Source organism: Sphingomonas sp. GW821-FHT09E03 (assembly GCF_059416225.1).
In genome coordinates this window covers 253,325-270,714 of record NZ_JBWKOS010000002.1, presented here as the reverse complement: position 1 = coordinate 270,714, position 17,390 = coordinate 253,325, and the positions used below count along the sequence as shown (strand labels likewise).

14 protein-coding genes and 1 tRNA gene are annotated in these 17,390 nt (G+C 66.8%); 5 read left to right on the top strand and 10 right to left on the bottom strand.

From position 1 onward, the window contains the following. The first annotated feature begins 144 nt into the window (after positions 1-144). The 3 genes from AC07M8_RS05560 to AC07M8_RS05550 are packed head-to-tail and all read left to right on the top strand — an operon-like array spanning position 145 to position 4,069. Positions 145-2,649, top strand: a complete 2,505-nt coding sequence (locus AC07M8_RS05560) for a TonB-dependent receptor (RefSeq protein ID WP_495173384.1) — start codon at positions 145-147, stop codon at positions 2,647-2,649. Next, complete coding sequence (locus tag AC07M8_RS05555; RefSeq protein WP_495173383.1) at positions 2,649-3,380, top strand: tetratricopeptide repeat protein; 732 nt, start codon at positions 2,649-2,651, stop codon at positions 3,378-3,380. The genes AC07M8_RS05560 and AC07M8_RS05555 overlap by 1 nt, the downstream gene beginning before the upstream one ends. A gap of 5 nt (positions 3,381-3,385) precedes the next feature. Beyond that, positions 3,386-4,069 (top strand): Fe2+-dependent dioxygenase, encoded by a 684-nt coding sequence (locus AC07M8_RS05550; protein WP_495173772.1) that lies wholly within the window; start codon positions 3,386-3,388, stop codon positions 4,067-4,069. Positions 4,070-4,389: 320 nt separating this feature from the next. Here the strand turns inward: AC07M8_RS05550 and AC07M8_RS05545 are convergent, their stop codons facing one another. The 3 genes from AC07M8_RS05545 to AC07M8_RS05535 form a co-directional block, all read right to left on the bottom strand. After that, entirely contained in the window at positions 4,390-4,851 is a 462-nt protein-coding gene (locus AC07M8_RS05545) for a hypothetical protein (RefSeq protein ID WP_495173382.1), read from the bottom strand. Next, a complete protein-coding gene (locus AC07M8_RS05540; RefSeq protein WP_495173381.1) occupies positions 4,848-5,147 on the bottom strand; it encodes a hypothetical protein in 300 nt (99 codons plus the stop codon). Before AC07M8_RS05540 ends, AC07M8_RS05545 begins: the two co-directional genes overlap by 4 nt. 443 nt (positions 5,148-5,590) lie before the next feature. After that, positions 5,591-5,683 (bottom strand) — tRNA-Ser (locus AC07M8_RS05535). A gap of 134 nt (positions 5,684-5,817) precedes the next feature. On the opposite strand from AC07M8_RS05535, the gene AC07M8_RS05530 reads away from it, so the two are divergent. Then, on the top strand, positions 5,818-6,609 hold the full coding sequence (locus tag AC07M8_RS05530; RefSeq protein WP_495173380.1) for a DUF1134 domain-containing protein: 792 nt from the start codon (positions 5,818-5,820) through the stop codon (positions 6,607-6,609). A 7-nt stretch (positions 6,610-6,616) separates the two neighbouring features. On the opposite strand, the gene pyrC is transcribed toward AC07M8_RS05530, so the two are convergent. Then, complete coding sequence (gene pyrC / locus AC07M8_RS05525) at positions 6,617-7,654, bottom strand: dihydroorotase (RefSeq protein ID WP_495173379.1); 1,038 nt, start codon at positions 7,652-7,654, stop codon at positions 6,617-6,619. An 80-nt stretch (positions 7,655-7,734) separates the two neighbouring features. Between pyrC and ygfZ the strand changes: the two genes are divergently transcribed. After that, positions 7,735-8,463, top strand: coding sequence for a CAF17-like 4Fe-4S cluster assembly/insertion protein YgfZ (ygfZ, locus tag AC07M8_RS05520; protein WP_495173378.1), 729 nt, complete (start codon positions 7,735-7,737; stop codon positions 8,461-8,463). A gap of 36 nt (positions 8,464-8,499) precedes the next feature. Here ygfZ and AC07M8_RS05515 read toward each other — a convergent pair whose 3' ends face one another. The 6 genes from AC07M8_RS05515 to AC07M8_RS05490 all read right to left on the bottom strand — a co-directional run bounded on the left by AC07M8_RS05515 (position 8,500) and on the right by AC07M8_RS05490 (position 17,368). Continuing rightward, entirely contained in the window at positions 8,500-9,801 is a 1,302-nt protein-coding gene (locus AC07M8_RS05515) for a UDP-glucose dehydrogenase family protein (protein ID WP_495173377.1), read from the bottom strand. Positions 9,802-9,976: 175 nt separating this feature from the next. Beyond that, positions 9,977-11,086, bottom strand: a complete 1,110-nt coding sequence (locus AC07M8_RS05510) for an OmpA family protein (RefSeq protein ID WP_495173376.1) — start codon at positions 11,084-11,086, stop codon at positions 9,977-9,979. A gap of 111 nt (positions 11,087-11,197) precedes the next feature. Then, positions 11,198-11,701, bottom strand: coding sequence for a DUF2793 domain-containing protein (locus AC07M8_RS05505; protein WP_495173375.1), 504 nt, complete (start codon positions 11,699-11,701; stop codon positions 11,198-11,200). Continuing rightward, a complete protein-coding gene (locus tag AC07M8_RS05500) occupies positions 11,698-13,878 on the bottom strand; it encodes a GTA baseplate fiber-binding domain-containing protein (RefSeq protein ID WP_495173374.1) in 2,181 nt (726 codons plus the stop codon). Before AC07M8_RS05500 ends, AC07M8_RS05505 begins: the two co-directional genes overlap by 4 nt. Before the next feature lie 392 nt (positions 13,879-14,270). Beyond that, positions 14,271-15,089, bottom strand: coding sequence for a phage/gene transfer agent baseplate hub protein (locus tag AC07M8_RS05495; RefSeq protein WP_495173373.1), 819 nt, complete (start codon positions 15,087-15,089; stop codon positions 14,271-14,273). Continuing rightward, positions 15,086-17,368, bottom strand: a complete 2,283-nt coding sequence (locus AC07M8_RS05490; RefSeq protein WP_495173372.1) for a DUF2460 domain-containing protein — start codon at positions 17,366-17,368, stop codon at positions 15,086-15,088. The genes AC07M8_RS05495 and AC07M8_RS05490 overlap by 4 nt, the downstream gene beginning before the upstream one ends. Positions 17,369-17,390 lie beyond the last annotated feature (22 nt).

The window sequence follows — 17,390 nt, the reverse complement described above, 5'->3', positions numbered from 1 at the left end:
TGGCGCTGTCCGTGAGCCATGGCGCCATGGCGTGAACGGCTCATCGCTACAGGAATGACATAGCGTGTCCGACCAGCGGAACCAAATTGGCATTGACTCTGCGAACGCGTCGCAATAGCGGCAGCCGCATAAGGGGGGACCATCATGGCCAACAACACCGTTTCATTCCTCGCGCTATCGTGCGTCGGCGCCTTTGGCGCATCGCCGGTCTACGCCGCGGAGCCGACTACGCCTGCCGCGCCAGTCGCTGCCGATGACCAGCGCACGCCTCGTGACGACGACATCCTCGTGTCGACCGATCGCCTGCGCCAGCAAGAGGATCCCAAGGCGGTCGCGCCGCTGATCGATACGCCACGATCGATCGTGCTGCTGTCGAGCGAAGTGATCGAGCAGACGGGCTCGACAAGCCTGCAGGACGCTTTGCGCACCGTGCCCGGCATCACCTTCGGCGCAGCCGAAGGCGGCAATCCGATCGGCGATCGCCCGTTCATCCGCGGCTTCGACAGCCAAGGCAGCATCTATGTCGATGGCGTCCGCGATCTCGCCTCGCAAAGCCGCGAAGTGTTCGCCACCGAGACCATCCAGATCGTCCGTGGTTCGGATTCGACGCTCGGCGGACGCGGGTCTGCGGGCGGCACGATCAACATCATCTCGAAGCTGCCCAAGCTCGACGATTTCGGCTCGGTCAGCGGCAGCTACGGCAACGCTGATTTCAAGCGCATTACTGGCGACCTCAATCTCAAGCTGTCGGACACGGCGGCGTTTCGCGTTCAGGGCCTGTGGCACGACCAGGACGTGGCCGGGCGCGACGCGATCTGGTCCAAGCGCTGGGGCTTCGCACCGTCGGTGACCATCGGGCTCGGCACGCCGACCCGTCTGACCGCGAGCTATTACTATCTGGAAAGCCACGAGCTCCCCGACAGCGGCCTGCCGTATCTCTACACGCTCGCCAACGCTCCCGGCACCGGCAAGATCATCAGCCAACCGGTGCTCGGTGACGTTACTCTGGCCAACGGGCAGACCGGCACTGTCGATCGGTCGACCTTCTACGGCCTGGCTGACCGCGACTTCCGCGATGCCACCACCAACCAGGCGATGATCCGCGCCGAGCATGATTTCGGCGGCGTGACGCTGCGCAATACTGCGCGCTACAACCACACCGACCAGGCGTACATCTACACTCAGCCGGACGATAGCCAGGGCAATGTCTATGGCACCACCGCGGCCAATCCGACGACCGGCGCCGGTGCCACGCGTGGCGATCAGACCTCGGGCGGCTATGTCTGGCGGCGCGGCAACACTCGCTACGGCTATACCGAGAGCATCATCGATCAGACCGACCTCTACGGCAAGTTTAACACCGGCAGCATCGAACACAGCTTCTCTATTGGCAGCGAGTTTGCCTGGGAAAAGACGCGGCGCGGCACCTTCGTACTGGCTAACGGATCGACGATAACGCCGCGCTGCAACGCCTCAACCATCTCGCGCTATTATTGCACCAGCCTGTTCAACCCCAATCCGAACGACCCATGGGTGAACTACACGTCGGACACCTCGACGGTTCAGGCGCCGATCGTCAAGGGCGCGCCGTCCACGGAAACGCAGAATAATGGCACCACCCAGGCCGTTTACGGCTTCGACTCGATCACGCTGCTGCCGCAGCTGATCCTCAACGTCGGCGCCCGCTTCGATCGCTTCAAGTCGACGACGATCCTGCCAGGGGCGACCCAGTTTCGGATCTCGCGCACCGACGAACTGTTCAACTGGCAGGCGGGCTTGGTCGCCAAGCCGACGCCGGATACCAGCATCTACGCCAGCTATGCGACCTCGGCGACGCCGCCCAACAGCCTGCTCGGTGAAGGTCGTGAGGACAATGCACTGCCGACCACCGCAGCCACCGCGTCGGTTACCGATCTGCTCAAGCCGCAGAAGACCCGCTCCTACGAGGTCGGCGCCAAGGCGGCGCTGTTCGCGCAGCGCCTGCAGCTCAGCGCCGCGGCGTTCCAGACCGAGATAAAGAACGCCCGCGTGCTCGACGACAACAACACCGCCTCGTTCATCGGCGAATCGCGTATCCGCGGCATCGAGCTGAGCGCGAGTGGCACCATCCTGCCCGGCTGGACGGTGTTCGGCGGCTATACGTATCTTGATCCCAAGATCATTGATGGCGGTTCGACCATCCTCACCGCCGCGGCAGTGACCAGGACAGTCGGTGGTGTCACTACCGTGCTGCAGCCGGCGCGTACGGTCGCGGTTGATTCGATCAACAACGGCAAGCAGATGCCGCAGACCGCCAAGAACAGCTTCACCGCGACCACCAACGTGACCTTGTTCAAGCGCCTCCAGATCGGCGGCAGCGCGATCTACATGGACAAGCAATATGGCGGCTATCAGGATAATCGCAGCGCCACCCAAGATGCTGCCGGCACGGTGACGCTCAACGCCGCGACCAAGACGATTTACCGCGAGATCCCGAGCTATTGGCGCTTCGATGCCCGGGCAAGCCTCGACCTCACTCATAATGTGGTGCTCAGCGTCAACGCGCAGAACCTCACCGACAAGGCGTACTTCAACCAGGCCTTTGCTACCCATTATGCCTCGATCGCGGCAGGGCGCACGGTGTTCGGCACGGTCGGCGTCCGCTTCTGATGGACGCAGCGGCGCTCGACAAGCTCAGCCGCGACGACATCGCCGCGCGCCTCGCCGGGTCACCGGCAGAACGCGCGGCGTTCCTGCGCCAGGCGGCCGAGGGCGGTATTGCCGAGGCGCAGGCGATCTATGCGCAGATGCTGCTCGATGGCCATGGCGTCGAAGCCGATCAGGCAGCGGCGCTCGGCTGGTTCACCAAGGCGGCAGCGCAGCACCATCTGATGGCGCTCAACATGGTCGGCCGCTGCTATGATCTCGGCTGGGGCACCCGCATAGACAAAGCTCGCGCTGCGCAATGTTATCGGATCGCGGCCGAGCGCGGGCTCGACTGGGCGATGTACAATCATGCGACGCTGCTCGCGCTCGGTGAAGGCGTCGACGAAGACAAAGCGGCGGCGCTGGCGTGGCTCGAGGAGGCTGCGGCGCTGGGCAACGCCAAGGCGATCAACTTCGTCGGCAGCTTTGCCGAGGATGGCTGGGTCAATCCTCGCGACATGACCAAGGCGGCGGCCTGCTATGCGCGCGCCGCGGCGGGCGACGATTTTCGTGGCTGCTTCAACCACGCGCGGATGCTGGGCGCGGCTGGACGGGTTGACGAGGCGCTGCACTGGCTGCGCCGTGCGCGCGAGCTTGGTCATGCCCGCTTCGTTGGCCAGATGCGGCTGTGGCTGGCGACCTGCGACATTCCGGCGTTACGGAGCCGCGGGCCGGCGGTGCTGGACGGAGAATAATGACCATGCTGATCGCGATTCCCGATGTGCTCGATGCTACCGGCGTCAAGCAGCTGCGCGCCATCATCGACGCCGCCGAGTGGGTCGACGGCAACGTTACTTCCGGCCACCAATCAGCGCTCGCCAAGCGCAACGAGCAACTGCCCGAAGACAGCGTCGCGGCACGTGACGGCGGCGCGATGGTGCTCGATGCGCTCAGTGGTTCGGCGCTGTTCATCGCCGCGGCGCTGCCGCTCAAGGTCTTCCCGCCCCTGTTCAACCGTTATGGCATCGGCGAGACCTTCGGCACCCATGTCGACAATGCGATCCGCATCCGCCGCGGCAGCGATTTCCGAATCCGGAGCGATTTGTCGGCGACGCTCTTCCTTGAAGACCCCGCTTCGTATGATGGCGGCGAGTTGATCATCGAAGGCCAGTTCGGCGAGCAGGCGATCAAGCTGCCGGCCGGGCATCTGGTTCTCTACCCCTCGTCGAGCCTCCACCGCGTCGCACCGGTGACCCGCGGCAGACGGGTGGCCTCGTTCATGTGGATGCAGTCGATGGTCCGTGACGAGGGCGAGCGGCGGACGCTGTTCGAGCTCGATCAGTCGGTGCAGAATGTCGCGGCCGAGCGCGGCCAAGGCGATCCCACCGTAGTTCAATTGACCGGCGTCTACCACAATTTGCTGCGCCGCTGGGCCGACGCCTGAACGTCGCAGAGCATGCACCAGCCGTATACGGCAGATGTCTCCTTACTGGACTTGGTCGACATCGCCTGCGCGCTCATTGCGCTATTGTCCGCGCCGGCACTGCTCCTGATCCCGCAAGTGCGGCATCACCGCCCAGTGTGCTCGCACGCATTGACGTCAACAGACGGCCTGCTTTCGAAGAGCCGAACGTGGAGTTCGACCCGCAACAAGGATCATGGTTGATGATAAACCGAGCGGCAGTAGGCGGGTGGCCGCCGTCAGAAGGCTGCAACGAAGGCCGGCGTACACGTCGATGCTTTAGGCTCATGCAAACTATATTGCTAGTTTAGCATCAGCAGGAGCGGCAGCACTGTTCCCGCGAAAAGCGCCAGGAAAGACGCGCGCCGCGTCGTCTTGTTGTTCAGCGCAATCGCGACACCAAGCGATGAGGAGATAATCAGCCCGATCGACAGCAAGACCACAAATACCCGCATCGGCAACCTGGAAGGGCTTTTATGCGTGGGTGGCGGATTGGAGCTGGCATCAGCCTTCTTGACTACGCTCGTAGCCGGGCGCCTATCCTTGTGCTCCGTTCCTCGATCCCTTGGCATCGACGAGTCCTTGTGCACACTCGCCATCCACACGATCCACGCCGGAGGGGTGCCCCCGTAACCCTTCTCTTCCTGCAACCGGAACGTCTGCAACGCTCCACTAAGCGCGAATAACAGGATCGCGGGGGTGAAGAAGACGCCGATGTAGAGGTGAATGCGACGCATCTGTTTCATCGTCTGCGCTTTGATCATGAATAAGCCATTCTGCTGGTGATTTGGAAAAGGCCAAGCTGATCGTATATCCTGCAAATGCGAATGGAAGGCCGCGGCTGTAGCACGATTGTCGAGCTCCCTGCGGCCAGCATGCTCGTCGTCACCTGCAAATCACCGCCGCAGTCACCTTTCAATGGAGGAACGCCAAGTGTCACTCCGTCCAGCAGATCGCGCCCTACGCTGCTCGCTTTGACCCAGCCACGGTGACCGGCGGCGGGGAAAAGCACGGCCAAAACCATACCCAACGATGAGCACGACGTTTGATAACCCTTCATGACGCCTGTCCGTCCCCGCGCAAATTTCTGACGGCCACAAAGCAGTCGAGCGGGGCATTGATGATAGCGAGATGCTAGGGGCGACCCTGCCGCCAAACACGAGGGTGGCAAATGCCCACGGCACCTCCACAATCGCGCCGCTCGCGGTTCCCAGTAGTGCGATACCTCAAGCGGCTTGAGCTCGGTGTACAGCACCGGAAGCAAGTGATCGCGCGCCCTGCCTCACCGCTTGGCAAAGGCGTGGCGCCCTGATGCAGGCTTGGGCCGATCACCCCTTCAGCCTGCTCTGAGCAGTGGGGTCGTTCCGCAGCGACCCTACTTCCAACCCCACTCAGGCTGCCGAAGCGCATCGAACTGACGCGAACGCCGACGGATGAGCGCAACGCTACGCCCTTGAACCCACGGTGTCTTTTGAATTGCAGCGCATGACCCTGGACGGGAAATGGCGGAGACGGAGGGATTCGAACCCTCGGTAGGAGTAATCCCCCTACGGCGGTTTAGCAAACCGCTGGTTTCAGCCACTCACCCACGTCTCCGGCTGCGGCAGGATCGCGGCTATAGCGAGGGTATTGCGATCGATCAACTGAATGGATGCAGGCGATTGGCCGCAAATTTTCATGCCCTCGGCGCGTCGTTCATTGCCGGGCAAGCCGCTTCCTGATTAACCAGGATGATCGGGGTGTGCCGATGGGGGATTGCCATGCGTGTCGTAGGATTGGGATTGGCAGCCGCCGCGGCGTTGGCGGGGAGTGCCCCGGCTCAGGTGGCGACTATCGATCCCAATCGCGCTATCGACGGCGACCTCGCCACGAATGCGCCCGCGCAACCCGCTCGGCGTGCGACCACCTCGCCGGGCTTTCAGGAGCAGGCGCCGGCCAGCGAGCCGGAGCAGGTCGATCGCGAGGACGAAGCACCGGTGGCGCGTACGGCCACCAACGGCAGCCAACAGGCGCGTGCCGACGCCACCACCCACGCCGCCGACACCTATGAGCGCGACGATCTGCTCGCGGCGGGCGAGGGCGTGTTCGGCAAGGGCGCCGCGGGTCTTGCCGGCATCCTCGAGAAGATCCTCAAGGACCAGGGACGCCCCAACGCCTATATCGCCGGGCGCGAGGCCGCCGGCGCGTTCGTGGTCGGCCTTCGCTACGGTTCCGGGATCATGACCCACAAGGTCGAGGGGCAGCAGCCGGTCTATTGGACCGGCCCGTCGGTCGGCTTCGATGTCGGTGGCGACGCCAACAAGGTGTTCGTGCTGGTCTACAACCTCTACGACACCGAGGATCTCTACCACCGCTTCCCTGCCGCCGAGGGCCGGCTGTATTTCGTCGGCGGCTTTGCGGCGACCTATTTGCGGCGCGGCAATGTCGTGCTGATCCCGATCAGGCTCGGCGTCGGCTATCGCGCCGGGGTGAACGTCGGCTACATGAAGATCACCCACAAGGCGAAGTGGCTGCCTTTCTAGCGTCCGCTTAGATTTCCAGTCGCCAGCCGATGGTCTGGCCGGCCAGGAAGGGCACCACCGCCGTATCGTCCTCGCCGATTAGATCGGAGACGGTTACCTGGTCGCGTACCAGCGTTACCGTCCCGTCGTTGAGCGGGAGCCCGTAGAAACGTGCGCCATGTTCGGCGGCAAAGCCTTCGAAGCGATCGAGCGCGTCCTCCTCGTCGAAGACCTGCACGTAGGCCTCAAGCGCATAGGGTGCGTTGTAGATACCCGCGCAACCGCAGCCCGATTCCTTGGCGCCCACCACATGCGGGGCACTGTCGGTGCCGAGGAAGAAGCGCGATGATCCAGATACCGCGGCGCGACGCACGGCCAGGCGATGCGCCTCGCGCTTGGCGACCGGCAGGCAATAGGCATGGGGGCGCAGGCCACCGTCGAAGATCGCGTTGCGGTTGATGATCAGATGCTGGGGCGTGATCGTCGCGGCGATCGGATGGTCAACCTCGGTGACGAACGCTGCCGCTTCCGCGGTGGTGATATGCTCGAGCACGATCTTGAGCGCGGGATAAGCGCGCAGCAGCGGCGTCAGCACGCGCTCAATGAACACCGCTTCGCGATCGAAGATGTCGATGGCCCGATCCGTCACCTCGCCGTGGATCAGCAGCGGCATGCCCGCGCGCTGCATCGCCTCGAGCACCGCGCCAAGCTGCATGATATCGGTGACGCCGTGCGCCGAGTTGGTGGTCGCATGCGCAGGATAAAGCTTGCAGGCGGCAAACACACCGGCCTCATAGCCACGCACGATCTCGGCCGCGTCTGCCTGATCGGTCAGATAGCAGGTCATCAGCGGGGTGAAGTTGGCGCTCTCGCCCAATGCGGCCAGAATGCGCTGCCGATAAGCCTCTGCCGCCGCAACGCTGGTGATCGGTGGCGTCAGATTGGGCATGATGATCGCGCGGGCGAACTGTCGCGCCGTCGCCGGAGCGACCGCCTGCAGCATTGCGCTATCGCGCAGGTGGACATGCCAGTCATCGGGGCGGCGGATCGTCAGGCGGTCGGTCATGCCGATCCTCTAGCCCTGCCGGCGCCGCGCCGCCAGCACGCGGCCCTTGGAAATCGCTGTCCGGTGCCTAGGTGGGACGGATGGACTCCACCACCCTCACCGATCGATCCGTGCTGCGCCTCGCCGGCGCCGACGTCCGCGGCTTTCTGCAAGGGCTGGTGACAGGCGACGTCGCCTTGCTGACCCCGCAAGCGCCATTATGGACGGCCCTACTCAGCCCGCAGGGCAAGGCATTGTTCGATTTCCTGCTATGGGCCGAAAGCGACGACGTGCTGATCGATGTCGAAGCCATGCAGGCGGATGCGCTGGCACGACGGCTGGCCATGTATCGCCTGCGCCGGGCGATCACCATCGAGCGCACCAATCTGGCGGTGCATTGGTCGCCGCACGGCGATCGTGGCGTGACCGACCCGCGCCTGCCGGCCCTCGGCCGACGCTGGCTCGGCGCAGCGACCGCGCCCGCGACCGGCTGGCTGGCCCACCGGCTGTCGCTGGGCGTGACGGAGGGCATCGGCGAACTCGGCAGTGGCGAGACGCTTTGGCTCGAGTGCAACGCCGGCGAGCTCGGCGGCGTCAGCTTCTCCAAGGGCTGCTATGTCGGCCAGGAGAATACCGCACGCATGCACTATCGCGCCAAGGTCAACCGCCGGCTCGTCGTCGCCCCGCTGACGGAGCCGGGGCCGAGGACACGCGCCACCTATCCCGAGCTCGGGCTTATGGTCGAGCACCGCCGGGTCGAGGCGCTCGGCGACGCGTTGCGGCCATCGTGGCTTGATGCAGCACTCGCAGAAGACGAGCCGGCCTCCTGAATCCTGACGCGACCCGATCCCGTCGCCCCATGGTCGTCAGCGACCAACCGCGGTATAGCTGAACCCTGCCGCTTCGACGTCGCCGCGACGATAGACGTTGCGCAGGTCGACCATCACCGGCGCCGCCATCAGACCCTTGAGCTTGCCGAGATCGAGCGCGCGGAACGCATCCCATTCGGTCACGATCACCACCGCATCGGCGCCCTGCGCCGCCTCATAGGCGTCCTTGCAGAAAGCAAGCTCCGGCATCATCGCCTTGGCCGCGCTCATCCCCTCGGGATCGTAGCTGCGTACAATCACCCCAGCATCGCCGAGTGCCTGCGCAATCGCGATCGACGGCGCGTCGCGCATGTCATCGGTGTTGGGCTTGAACGTCAGCCCGAGCAGCGCCACCGTCTTGCCGCGCGGCTCGACGCCAAGGGCGTGGAGCACCTTGCGCCCCATCGCGCGCTTGCGGCTGTCGTTCACCTTCACCACCGCCTCGACGATGTGCACCGGGCTGTCGTGATCCTCGGCGGTCTTGAGCAGCGCCAGCGTGTCCTTCGGGAAGCATGAGCCGCCATAGCCGGGTCCGGCGTGGAGGAACTTCTTGCCGATGCGATTGTCGAGGCCGATCCCGCGGCTGACGTCCTGAACATCTGCGCCGACGGCTTCGCACAGGTCGGCGATCTCGTTGATAAAGGTGATCTTGGTCGCGAGGAAGGCATTCGCCGCATATTTGATGAGCTCGGACGTCCGGCGGCTGGTGAACAGGATCGGCGACTCGTTCAGATAGAGCGGCCGGTAAACCTCGCGCATCACCTTTCGCGCGCGCTCGTCGTCGGTGCCGATCACGATCCGGTCGGGTCGCTTGAAATCACCGATTGCCGCTCCTTCGCGCAGGAACTCGGGGTTGGAGACGACCTGGACGTCCACGTCGCCACGCCGCTCGCGCAGGATCCGCTCGACCTCGTCGCCAGTGCCGACAGGCACCGTCGACTTGGTCACCACCACCGTCGGGCCGGTCACCGCGCCGGCGATCTCCTCGGTTGCTGCGAATACATAGGACAAATCGGCGTGGCCGTCGCCGCGGCGGGTCGGCGTGCCCACCGCAATAAAGATCGCGTCGGCGCCGGCGACCGACGCGGCAAGGTCGGTCGAGAAGGTCAGCCGCCCCGCGGCGACGTTGGCGGCAACAAGGGCATCGAGCCCCGGCTCGTAAATCGGCATCCGCCCGGCTTCAAGCGCCTCGATCTTGCCCGCGTCCTTGTCGACGCAGATCACGTCATGACCGAAGTCGGAAAAGCATGCGCCCGATACCAAGCCGACATAACCCGAACCGATCATCGTGATGCGCATCTACCGTCCACTTTGTTCTGGAGCCGCGAAGGCTCAACTGATCTGCCGCCTTTAACGCAGTGGCGGTCTATTAGCAGCAATCGCGCAGGGCTGAACGCCGATTAGCTGCCACGAAACAAAAAGGGAGGCCGGCATCGCCGACCTCCCCAATTGCATTCCGACGATAGGAAGGGTCTTACTGACCCGAACCCGGACCGTAGGTGACTTCCACGCGACGGTTCTGGACCTCGCGGACGCCGTCGGCAGTCTCGACGCGCGGGCGGCTCTCGCCGAACGCTTCGGTCGAGATCGAGCCATCGGGGATGGCGTGCGACGTGAGATACGCCTTCACGCTGTCCGCGCGACGCTGCGACAGACCGACGTTGTACGACGCCGAACCCGACTTGTCGGCGTGACCCGCCAGCATGACCTGCGCGTTGCCGCAGCTCTGATACTGGGTGACGGCGTTGTCGAGGATCGACGAAGCCTCGGGCGTGATGTCCGACTTGTCCCACTCGAAGAACACGATGAACGGTCCTGGCGAGCACACCGGAGCCTGCGCAACCGGCTCGGGAGCGGGCGGCGGCGGCGGCGGCGGCGGGGGAGGCGGCGGGGGCGGCGGTGCAGCCGGCTCGCCGAAGTTGTAGGTCAGACCACCGAGAATCGAGTGCGACTTGTAGTTGCCCACAAACGTGCTGTTGTTAGCATCTACTAGCGCGCTCGCAGAGGCACGGAAGTAGCGATACTTCAGCGTCGCATCGACATGGTCGGTCAGCGGCGCGCGGATACCGGCAAGGCCTTGGTAGGCGAAAACGGTATCAGAATCGTCGAGGAACGCACCGGCGTTGGTAAGCTTGTAGTTCGCTTTTACGCGCGCAACGCCGACACCGCCGCCGATAAAGCCCTGGATGCCGTCATCGTCACCGAAGTCGAGCAGGCCGTTCAGCATGAAGCTGAGGGCCGACGTCGAACCGCCGGCGCCGTTGTAGCTGCCAGCCGGTGCATTTGCACCACCGATGACTGGAGTGGTGACGGTCGAGCTGTAACCGTCCACGGTCGCGCGCTTGTAGCCAACTTCGGTCTCAACCCGGAACGGGCCAAAATCGTAACCAACGACGCCATCGACGTCATAGCCATAGTCGTGATCGACCGTGGCAGCGTTGTTGAGTGTACCGATGTCGTAATCGATGTCCTCAACGATCATGCCGCCGCCCTCGATGCCGACGTACCACGACTTGTCGCGGGCGAGGGCAGGAGTGGCGAGGGCGGTGGAGGCTAGTGCCAGAACGACGGCAAGCTTCCGCATAGAATTCCCCTTTCTTGAGTGTCACTACGGACACCGCAAACTACCTATCGGGCGGATGGTTTCCACGCAAGCGCGCAAAAGTTCCTACTGTTGCGCTATTGCCACAGTGGTTCAGCCGACAATCAGCCCGTGGTGCCGCAGCGCCGCGAGGATATCGGCCAGGGCGGCGCGGGCCTCGACGTCGATCATAGCGCCGCCTACCGGATCGGCAATCGCTGCTGCAGGGGTGCTGATCATGGGGGTGCCTCCTACCAGCAGGCGGTCCGCCCGGACCTCGCCGACACGCCACGATCCGCCTGCGTAAAGCACTGGTTTTCCGTCAGAAACACTCCAGACTTGGGTGCCTTCGACGGGGTCTGCAAAGCGCCAGCCGCCCTGTGTCCATCCGGCAATCGCCTGTGTCTTCCCGGCCCAGGCCCCCGTCGCGGCGGGGCCGACGATCCAGGCGTCGCCATCACCGGGTGCCGCCGGCGGCGTGGTGGTGCCCACCGCCACGACACTCGGCTGCACGATCAGGTCGAGCCGCGCCAGCGCTTCATTATGGGTGAGTTCTTTTTCCGCCTGCCCCGCCGCCAGCAGCGGCAGCGCCCAGCGCGGGCTCGCCGACTCGCTCATCCTTGCTCTCCCTGGTTGATTTGGCGGATCGCCGGCGGCGACAGGCCGGCGGTGCCGCGCTGGCGCACCGCGATCGTCACGGTGCCAGGATCCCACGACCCCGCAGCCAGTGCCAGTCGCGGCACCTCGGTATCGATCACGCGCAGGCTGCCGTCGGCGGACGCTAGCGTCACTTGGTAGCGTTCCTGCTCCTCGCCCAGCGGCACGTCGACGCCATCGCGCCACTGCCAGCCGATGCGGCTGCGCCGGATCCAGCCGATCGCTAGTCCGCCATCATCATTCGTCACCGCGGTGAGGTGCACCGGCGCCGGCGGCACGACGGAGATACCCGTGATCACCGCTGCGGCCGTCGCCGGCACCGCCGTGTCGCCGACCCCCGTCGCCATCACCTGCACGGTCCGCCCGATCGCGCTCACCGGCAGCGACAGCAGCTGCGCCGTGTCGGCGGTGATCAGGGCAAAGCGGTCCCCCGCACAATGACGACCGATCGCCGCCTCGGTGCCACGCCGCCCACGCCGCAGCCCGCTCAGCGCCCAACGCCCATCACCCAGCGGTTCCGCCTCGGCGAATTGAAGCAATTCATCACCAACCAGCGCAAGGTTCACCCCCCTGTCGAGCGCCGCCTCATCGGCGTCGTGCAGCTGGAGGTCGGCTCGCGCCAGCATCACCACCAGCCGATGCCGGCGATCGACCAGCGTCGCCGGTGCCCAGCCCAGCGCCTCGGCAGTGCCGATCACTGCCGGCGCCGCGGTTGCGGGCACCGGCGTCCAGCTCGCCTCATCGTCGAGGCTGTAGAGCAACGCCGCCCGCCGCCACGCCGCGCCCTCACCGCAGGCAAGGATCGTCAGGCGCGGCGCGGTCAGCGGCGCGTCGTCAAGCGCCGGCACCTCGGCGACGCACAACATCGTCCGCCCAACCTGTTGATCAGGCGCCGCCAGCACGCGGCCGCTGCTCGCAGTCACCGGCACCGCGATGTCGCTCACCGGCACCAGCTCCAGGATCGTCACCATCGCGGTCACGCTCGCCTTGGCGATCCGCCAGACCCCGATCTCGCCGATCAGGCCGACGCATGCGCCAGGCGCCAGCCCGATCGCGGCCGGCCCTGCCGACACGGATCGCCGCAGGCGCGCTGACTCGCCGCGTGCGATCAGCCCCGCCGCGACCGTCTTGGCCGCCGCCGCATCGAGTGCCGCAGGCAGTTCCACCCGCTCCTCGCGATGGCCCGCACCCGGCCGCGCGACGCGCTGCACCCCCGCCTGATAGTCGCGCGCCGGATCGTAATGCGACACCACCACCGCCCGGGGCGCGCTGTCGGGCGCGGCCATCGCCCACACCCCGGTTCCCCCCGGCGTGCCTTGCCCCTCCCCGGCGTCGACGCCGGCATCCGCCAGCCACGTCACGTCGTCAGCCCGGTCGCGCATTGCCAGCCGGCTCCCAGCGGCACCGACGCCCCACCAGCAGCCGCTGATCGTCGCCAGCGCATCGAGCACGCCACCAACGGTCTCGCCGGCAGCGGCAAAGCCGGCGACGCTGGTGGTGACCGCCGCCTCCACCTCGGGCGCGAGCGCCGCGGCAACGATGCCGCAATTCACTGCCCCTGGATCAGCCACCACCTCGAAGGTCAGCGAGGGGATGCGGTTACCGTAATCCGCCAGCGCCAGCCCTTCGAACACCGCATAGGCGCAGCCGCGATGCGCCGGCGCCGCGCCCTCGGCCGACGCGATCAGCGGATCGACCGCCTGATCCTCGTCACCCAGGTGCAACCGGAACCCCGTGCTCGCCTTCCAATCCCCCGCCGCGCCGCGCAACAGCTTGCCCTCGGCCCAAATCCGTCCGATCCGCTGGATCGGCCGCGCCGACAGCAGCACCGCGAACGACGCCGAATAGCTGTACGAGATCGTGCTCGGCTGCCCCTTGCCGCTGCTGCTGGTGTCGCGATGCTCCACCAGATCGGTCGCCCAGATCACCGTCCCCGCCACCCGGATCGTCCCGAACAGTTGCGGGATCTGCGTGCCGTAGCTCGAGGTCTGCACCGCCAGCTCGGTCAGCCGCGGGCCTTGCCGCGCCGCCGGCCGGAACAGCCGGTTGTCGACACCCTGGCCGATCAGCGCGCCGATCGCGCCCCCCACCGGGCCGCCGATCGCCGTCCCCACTGCGGTCAGCACCAGCGTCGCCATCGCGCATCTCCCCCAATCCCACCGTCCAGGCGCCGAGCAACGGCCATGGCGCCGCACCGGGGCGCGCCACCACCCGGCGCAGCGCCGCATCGGCATGCACCAGCCCACCTGCCGTCCTGATCGCCATGTGCAATTGCCCCGGCCCGGGGGCGAGCAGCATCAGATCGCCGACCCCGGCCGCCGGCACCCGCCGCAGCACCCCGTCGAGCCACGCCATCACTCGTGCGGGATCGCCCCCGCGCAGCGCGTAGCCGCGCGGTACGGCCCCTTCATAGCCGTCCGCGCGTAGCGCCAGCGCCGCGGTGCCGACACAATCGAGCCCGGTCATTGCCTCGCGCCCGTGCAGCCGGAAGCGCGCGCCCACCGCCGCCAGCGCCGCCGCCGCGCCCGCCTCACCCACCGGGATAACGGGTAAGCAGGTCGATTCCCGGCAGGAACGGCTCGCCCCGGAAGTTGGCGGCATTGCCGAACCGGCTGGTGCAGGTCGCCAGGCTCTTGTCGCAACCCTCGATCAGCTCGATCAACGTTCCAGCCGTCACCGCGAACCGCGGCGGCCCCCGCAAGGTGATCGCTTGCCCATGCGATACCGCCACCGCGCTCTCGAGCCCGCCATTGGCGCCGCTGAACCAGCGCACAAGCCCGCCGCCATAGGCGTCCGCCACCGGCTCGGCGGTGTCGATCGTCAGCACCATGTTGCTGGCTGCCGTCACCCGGGCGAAGCGCCGCCGGCCGCCGAGCGCCACGCGGCAGCGCCGGTCACCGAGCGAGGCGCGACATTCGGCGGAGGTCTCCTCCACCACCGGTCGTGCCAGCGCGGCGGTGATCCCGGCAAGCTCGGCGGTGAACCCGCCATCGCGTAACTCCACCGCGCCGATCCTGCCCTCGCCGAGATCGGCGACGCGGGCGCCGCTCGTCCAGTCGATCGCGCTTAGAAGCACCCGCGCGCCGTCCCAGCGCCCGGCGAGCAGGTCCGCCTCGTCGATCGCGGCACTGTCCAGCGCGCCGCTGACGTCCATCGTGTCCGGTTCCAGCCCGTCGCTGCGCACCACCGCCGATGGCGTGATCCCCGGTGCCGCCCGGTACAGCAGCCCGTCGAGCTCGAGCTCCCGGTCATGCGAGGTCAGCCCGATCGTCACCCCGTCGCGCCGCTCCACCCGCCAGCAGAAGACGATCGTCGACAAGGTCGGCCCCATCAAAGCGGCCGCGCTCATTCCCGCACCTCGATCAACGGCACGGCCGCGGCAGCGCTGGCGAGGAAGGTCGCCCGCGTCACGCTCAGCCGATCTTCAGCGAAGCGCACCGGCACGTCGAAGGTGAAGCTCGCAGTCACCGCCGCGCCGATCGCCGGCGCCTCGTCGAGCACCACCAGCCCCCCTGCCTCCACCGCGAAACCCTGCGTCGCAAGTCCTTCCACCGCCACGGCGACACTCGCCGCCACCGGCCGCGTGATCCGCCGCACCGCCGCACCATAATGTTTGACCAGCGAGAACCGGCGCTCGATCCCGTCGCCGGTCCCGATCAGCTGCCCCGCGCCCTCGTGATCAAAGGGATCGCGCAGTCGAAACCCACGCGCCGGCCCCAGCCGTGCCCGGAAGAACTCGAGCAGCGCAGCGATGTCCGCCTCGCTGCGTATCCCAGGCCCGACGTCATAGCTCGTCCGCGCCTCGGCCCAGGCGGCGTTGCGCTGCTCGCCGCCACCCGCCGCGGTCAGGATCGCGGTAGAGAAGCGGGGCGCCACCTCCGTCTCGCGCCCCAGCGCCAGCGGGAACAGCACGTCGTCGAACGGATCCACCTCATCCTCCCCCTCGTCGCTTGGCCGGCCGCCGCTGTGGACGAAGCCGTCGCGCATCACCTGCGGCAGCGCCCACAGGAACGTCCTCGCCACGCCCCGTGCCCGCGCCGCGAGCGCCGCCGCCTCGATCACGCGCCACTGCCGCGCTTGGTCGGGACGCAGCACGAAGCCGGACAGATAATTTTGTCGGTCCGGCGGATAGCCGAGCCGCGCCTCGGCGGCGGCGACCCCGCGTGCGGTGCCGACCACGTCGCCCGCGGTTACCCAGTCGTAATCCTCAAGCTGGAGCACGTCGAACGCGGGCGATGCCCAGCCGAGCGGCATGTTGGCGCGCTTTAGCTCGGGCGCGGCGCGATCGAGCACCGTCGGCAGATAGGTCAACAGATACGTCTCGCACCCCGGCGCGACCGCCTTGGCCGCCCCGGCGAGCGCGATGGTCGATGCCGCCAGGCACGCCCCTGCCCGATCGAGCGTGGCGATCTGCGCCGCGTCCAGCGGCCCGCGCACGCTGGGGATCGCCGCCGGCGCCAGTGCCGTCACGGCCGCCGCATCGTACAAACACGGCCGCCCATCGGCCATCGTCCACCACCACGGCTCGCCGACCTGGAACTTCGCCGCGAGCCCCGCCGCCATCGCGATGCCCATGAATGCCTGGGCGACGCTGCGCAGATAGGCCATCGCGCCGTCATGCGCGGGTGACAGCAGGGTCGAAGGCGGTGTCCAGCCGGTCAGCGCCGGCGATCCGTCGGCGGCGCGCTGCTTCCAGTCGTTCCAGCAATGCGCATCGAACAGTTCGTAGCTGAGCGACCAGATCAGCTCATAGCCGAGCAGCCTCGCGCGGGCGGCAAGGTCCCGATGCCAGGCGGCGCACGCGGTGTTGAGCACGCCACCGGCCAGACTGACGTAATAATCGCCGCCCAGCGCCTCGAGCCGGAAATAATGGCTCATCCCGACATAATGGGTGATCGCGCCACGATAGCCGAGGTGGAGCGCGTTGCGCAGCAGCCGCGCCGGCGTCAGATTGTAGCTGTCGTCATAGCCGCTGGCGATGCTGAGGCCGTGCTCGGGGAGGATCGCCTCGCCGATCGCCAGCACCGCACCCGGCCCCTCGCATTCGAGCGCGGTCACCTCCACCCAGGCTTCCTGCGCCGCCGCCAGCGGCGCATCCACCCCGTCATAGCCCGCCGGCACCAGCGACACGAACAATCGGTCGATGTCGCCAGCCCACACCGGATCGGCCTCGCCGGGCAGCATGAAGCCGCCATCGAGCGCGGCGAAGTCGATCGACACCATCGCATCGCTCGGCGTGCCCACCGCATAATTCCACAGCCGCACATACCAGGATCGCGGCTGCCCCGCGGCGTCCCGCCCCTCGATCGTCAACGTCGGGCCGTTGATTGCGTCGAGCGGGATCACCCCCGCCGATCGCCAGCGGAACCGCAGCCGGCAGCCGCGGAAATCGCGCGCCGTCTCGTAGCACAGCAGCGGATGATCGATCAGATCCTCCGCCGCCCAGATTAGCCCGGCGAGATCGTCGCGCTTGTAGAACACCGCATCGACGCGCAGCGCATCGGCGGCGGTGGAGACCACGCTTGCCATCATCGGCCGCGGGAAATTGACCGTCCAGAAGCGCGGATCGAACCGCGTGATCACGCCTTCGGCCTGCACGGTGCGTTCGGTGCACAACCAATAGGCCATGGTTCGCCCTCCTCGTTGCGCG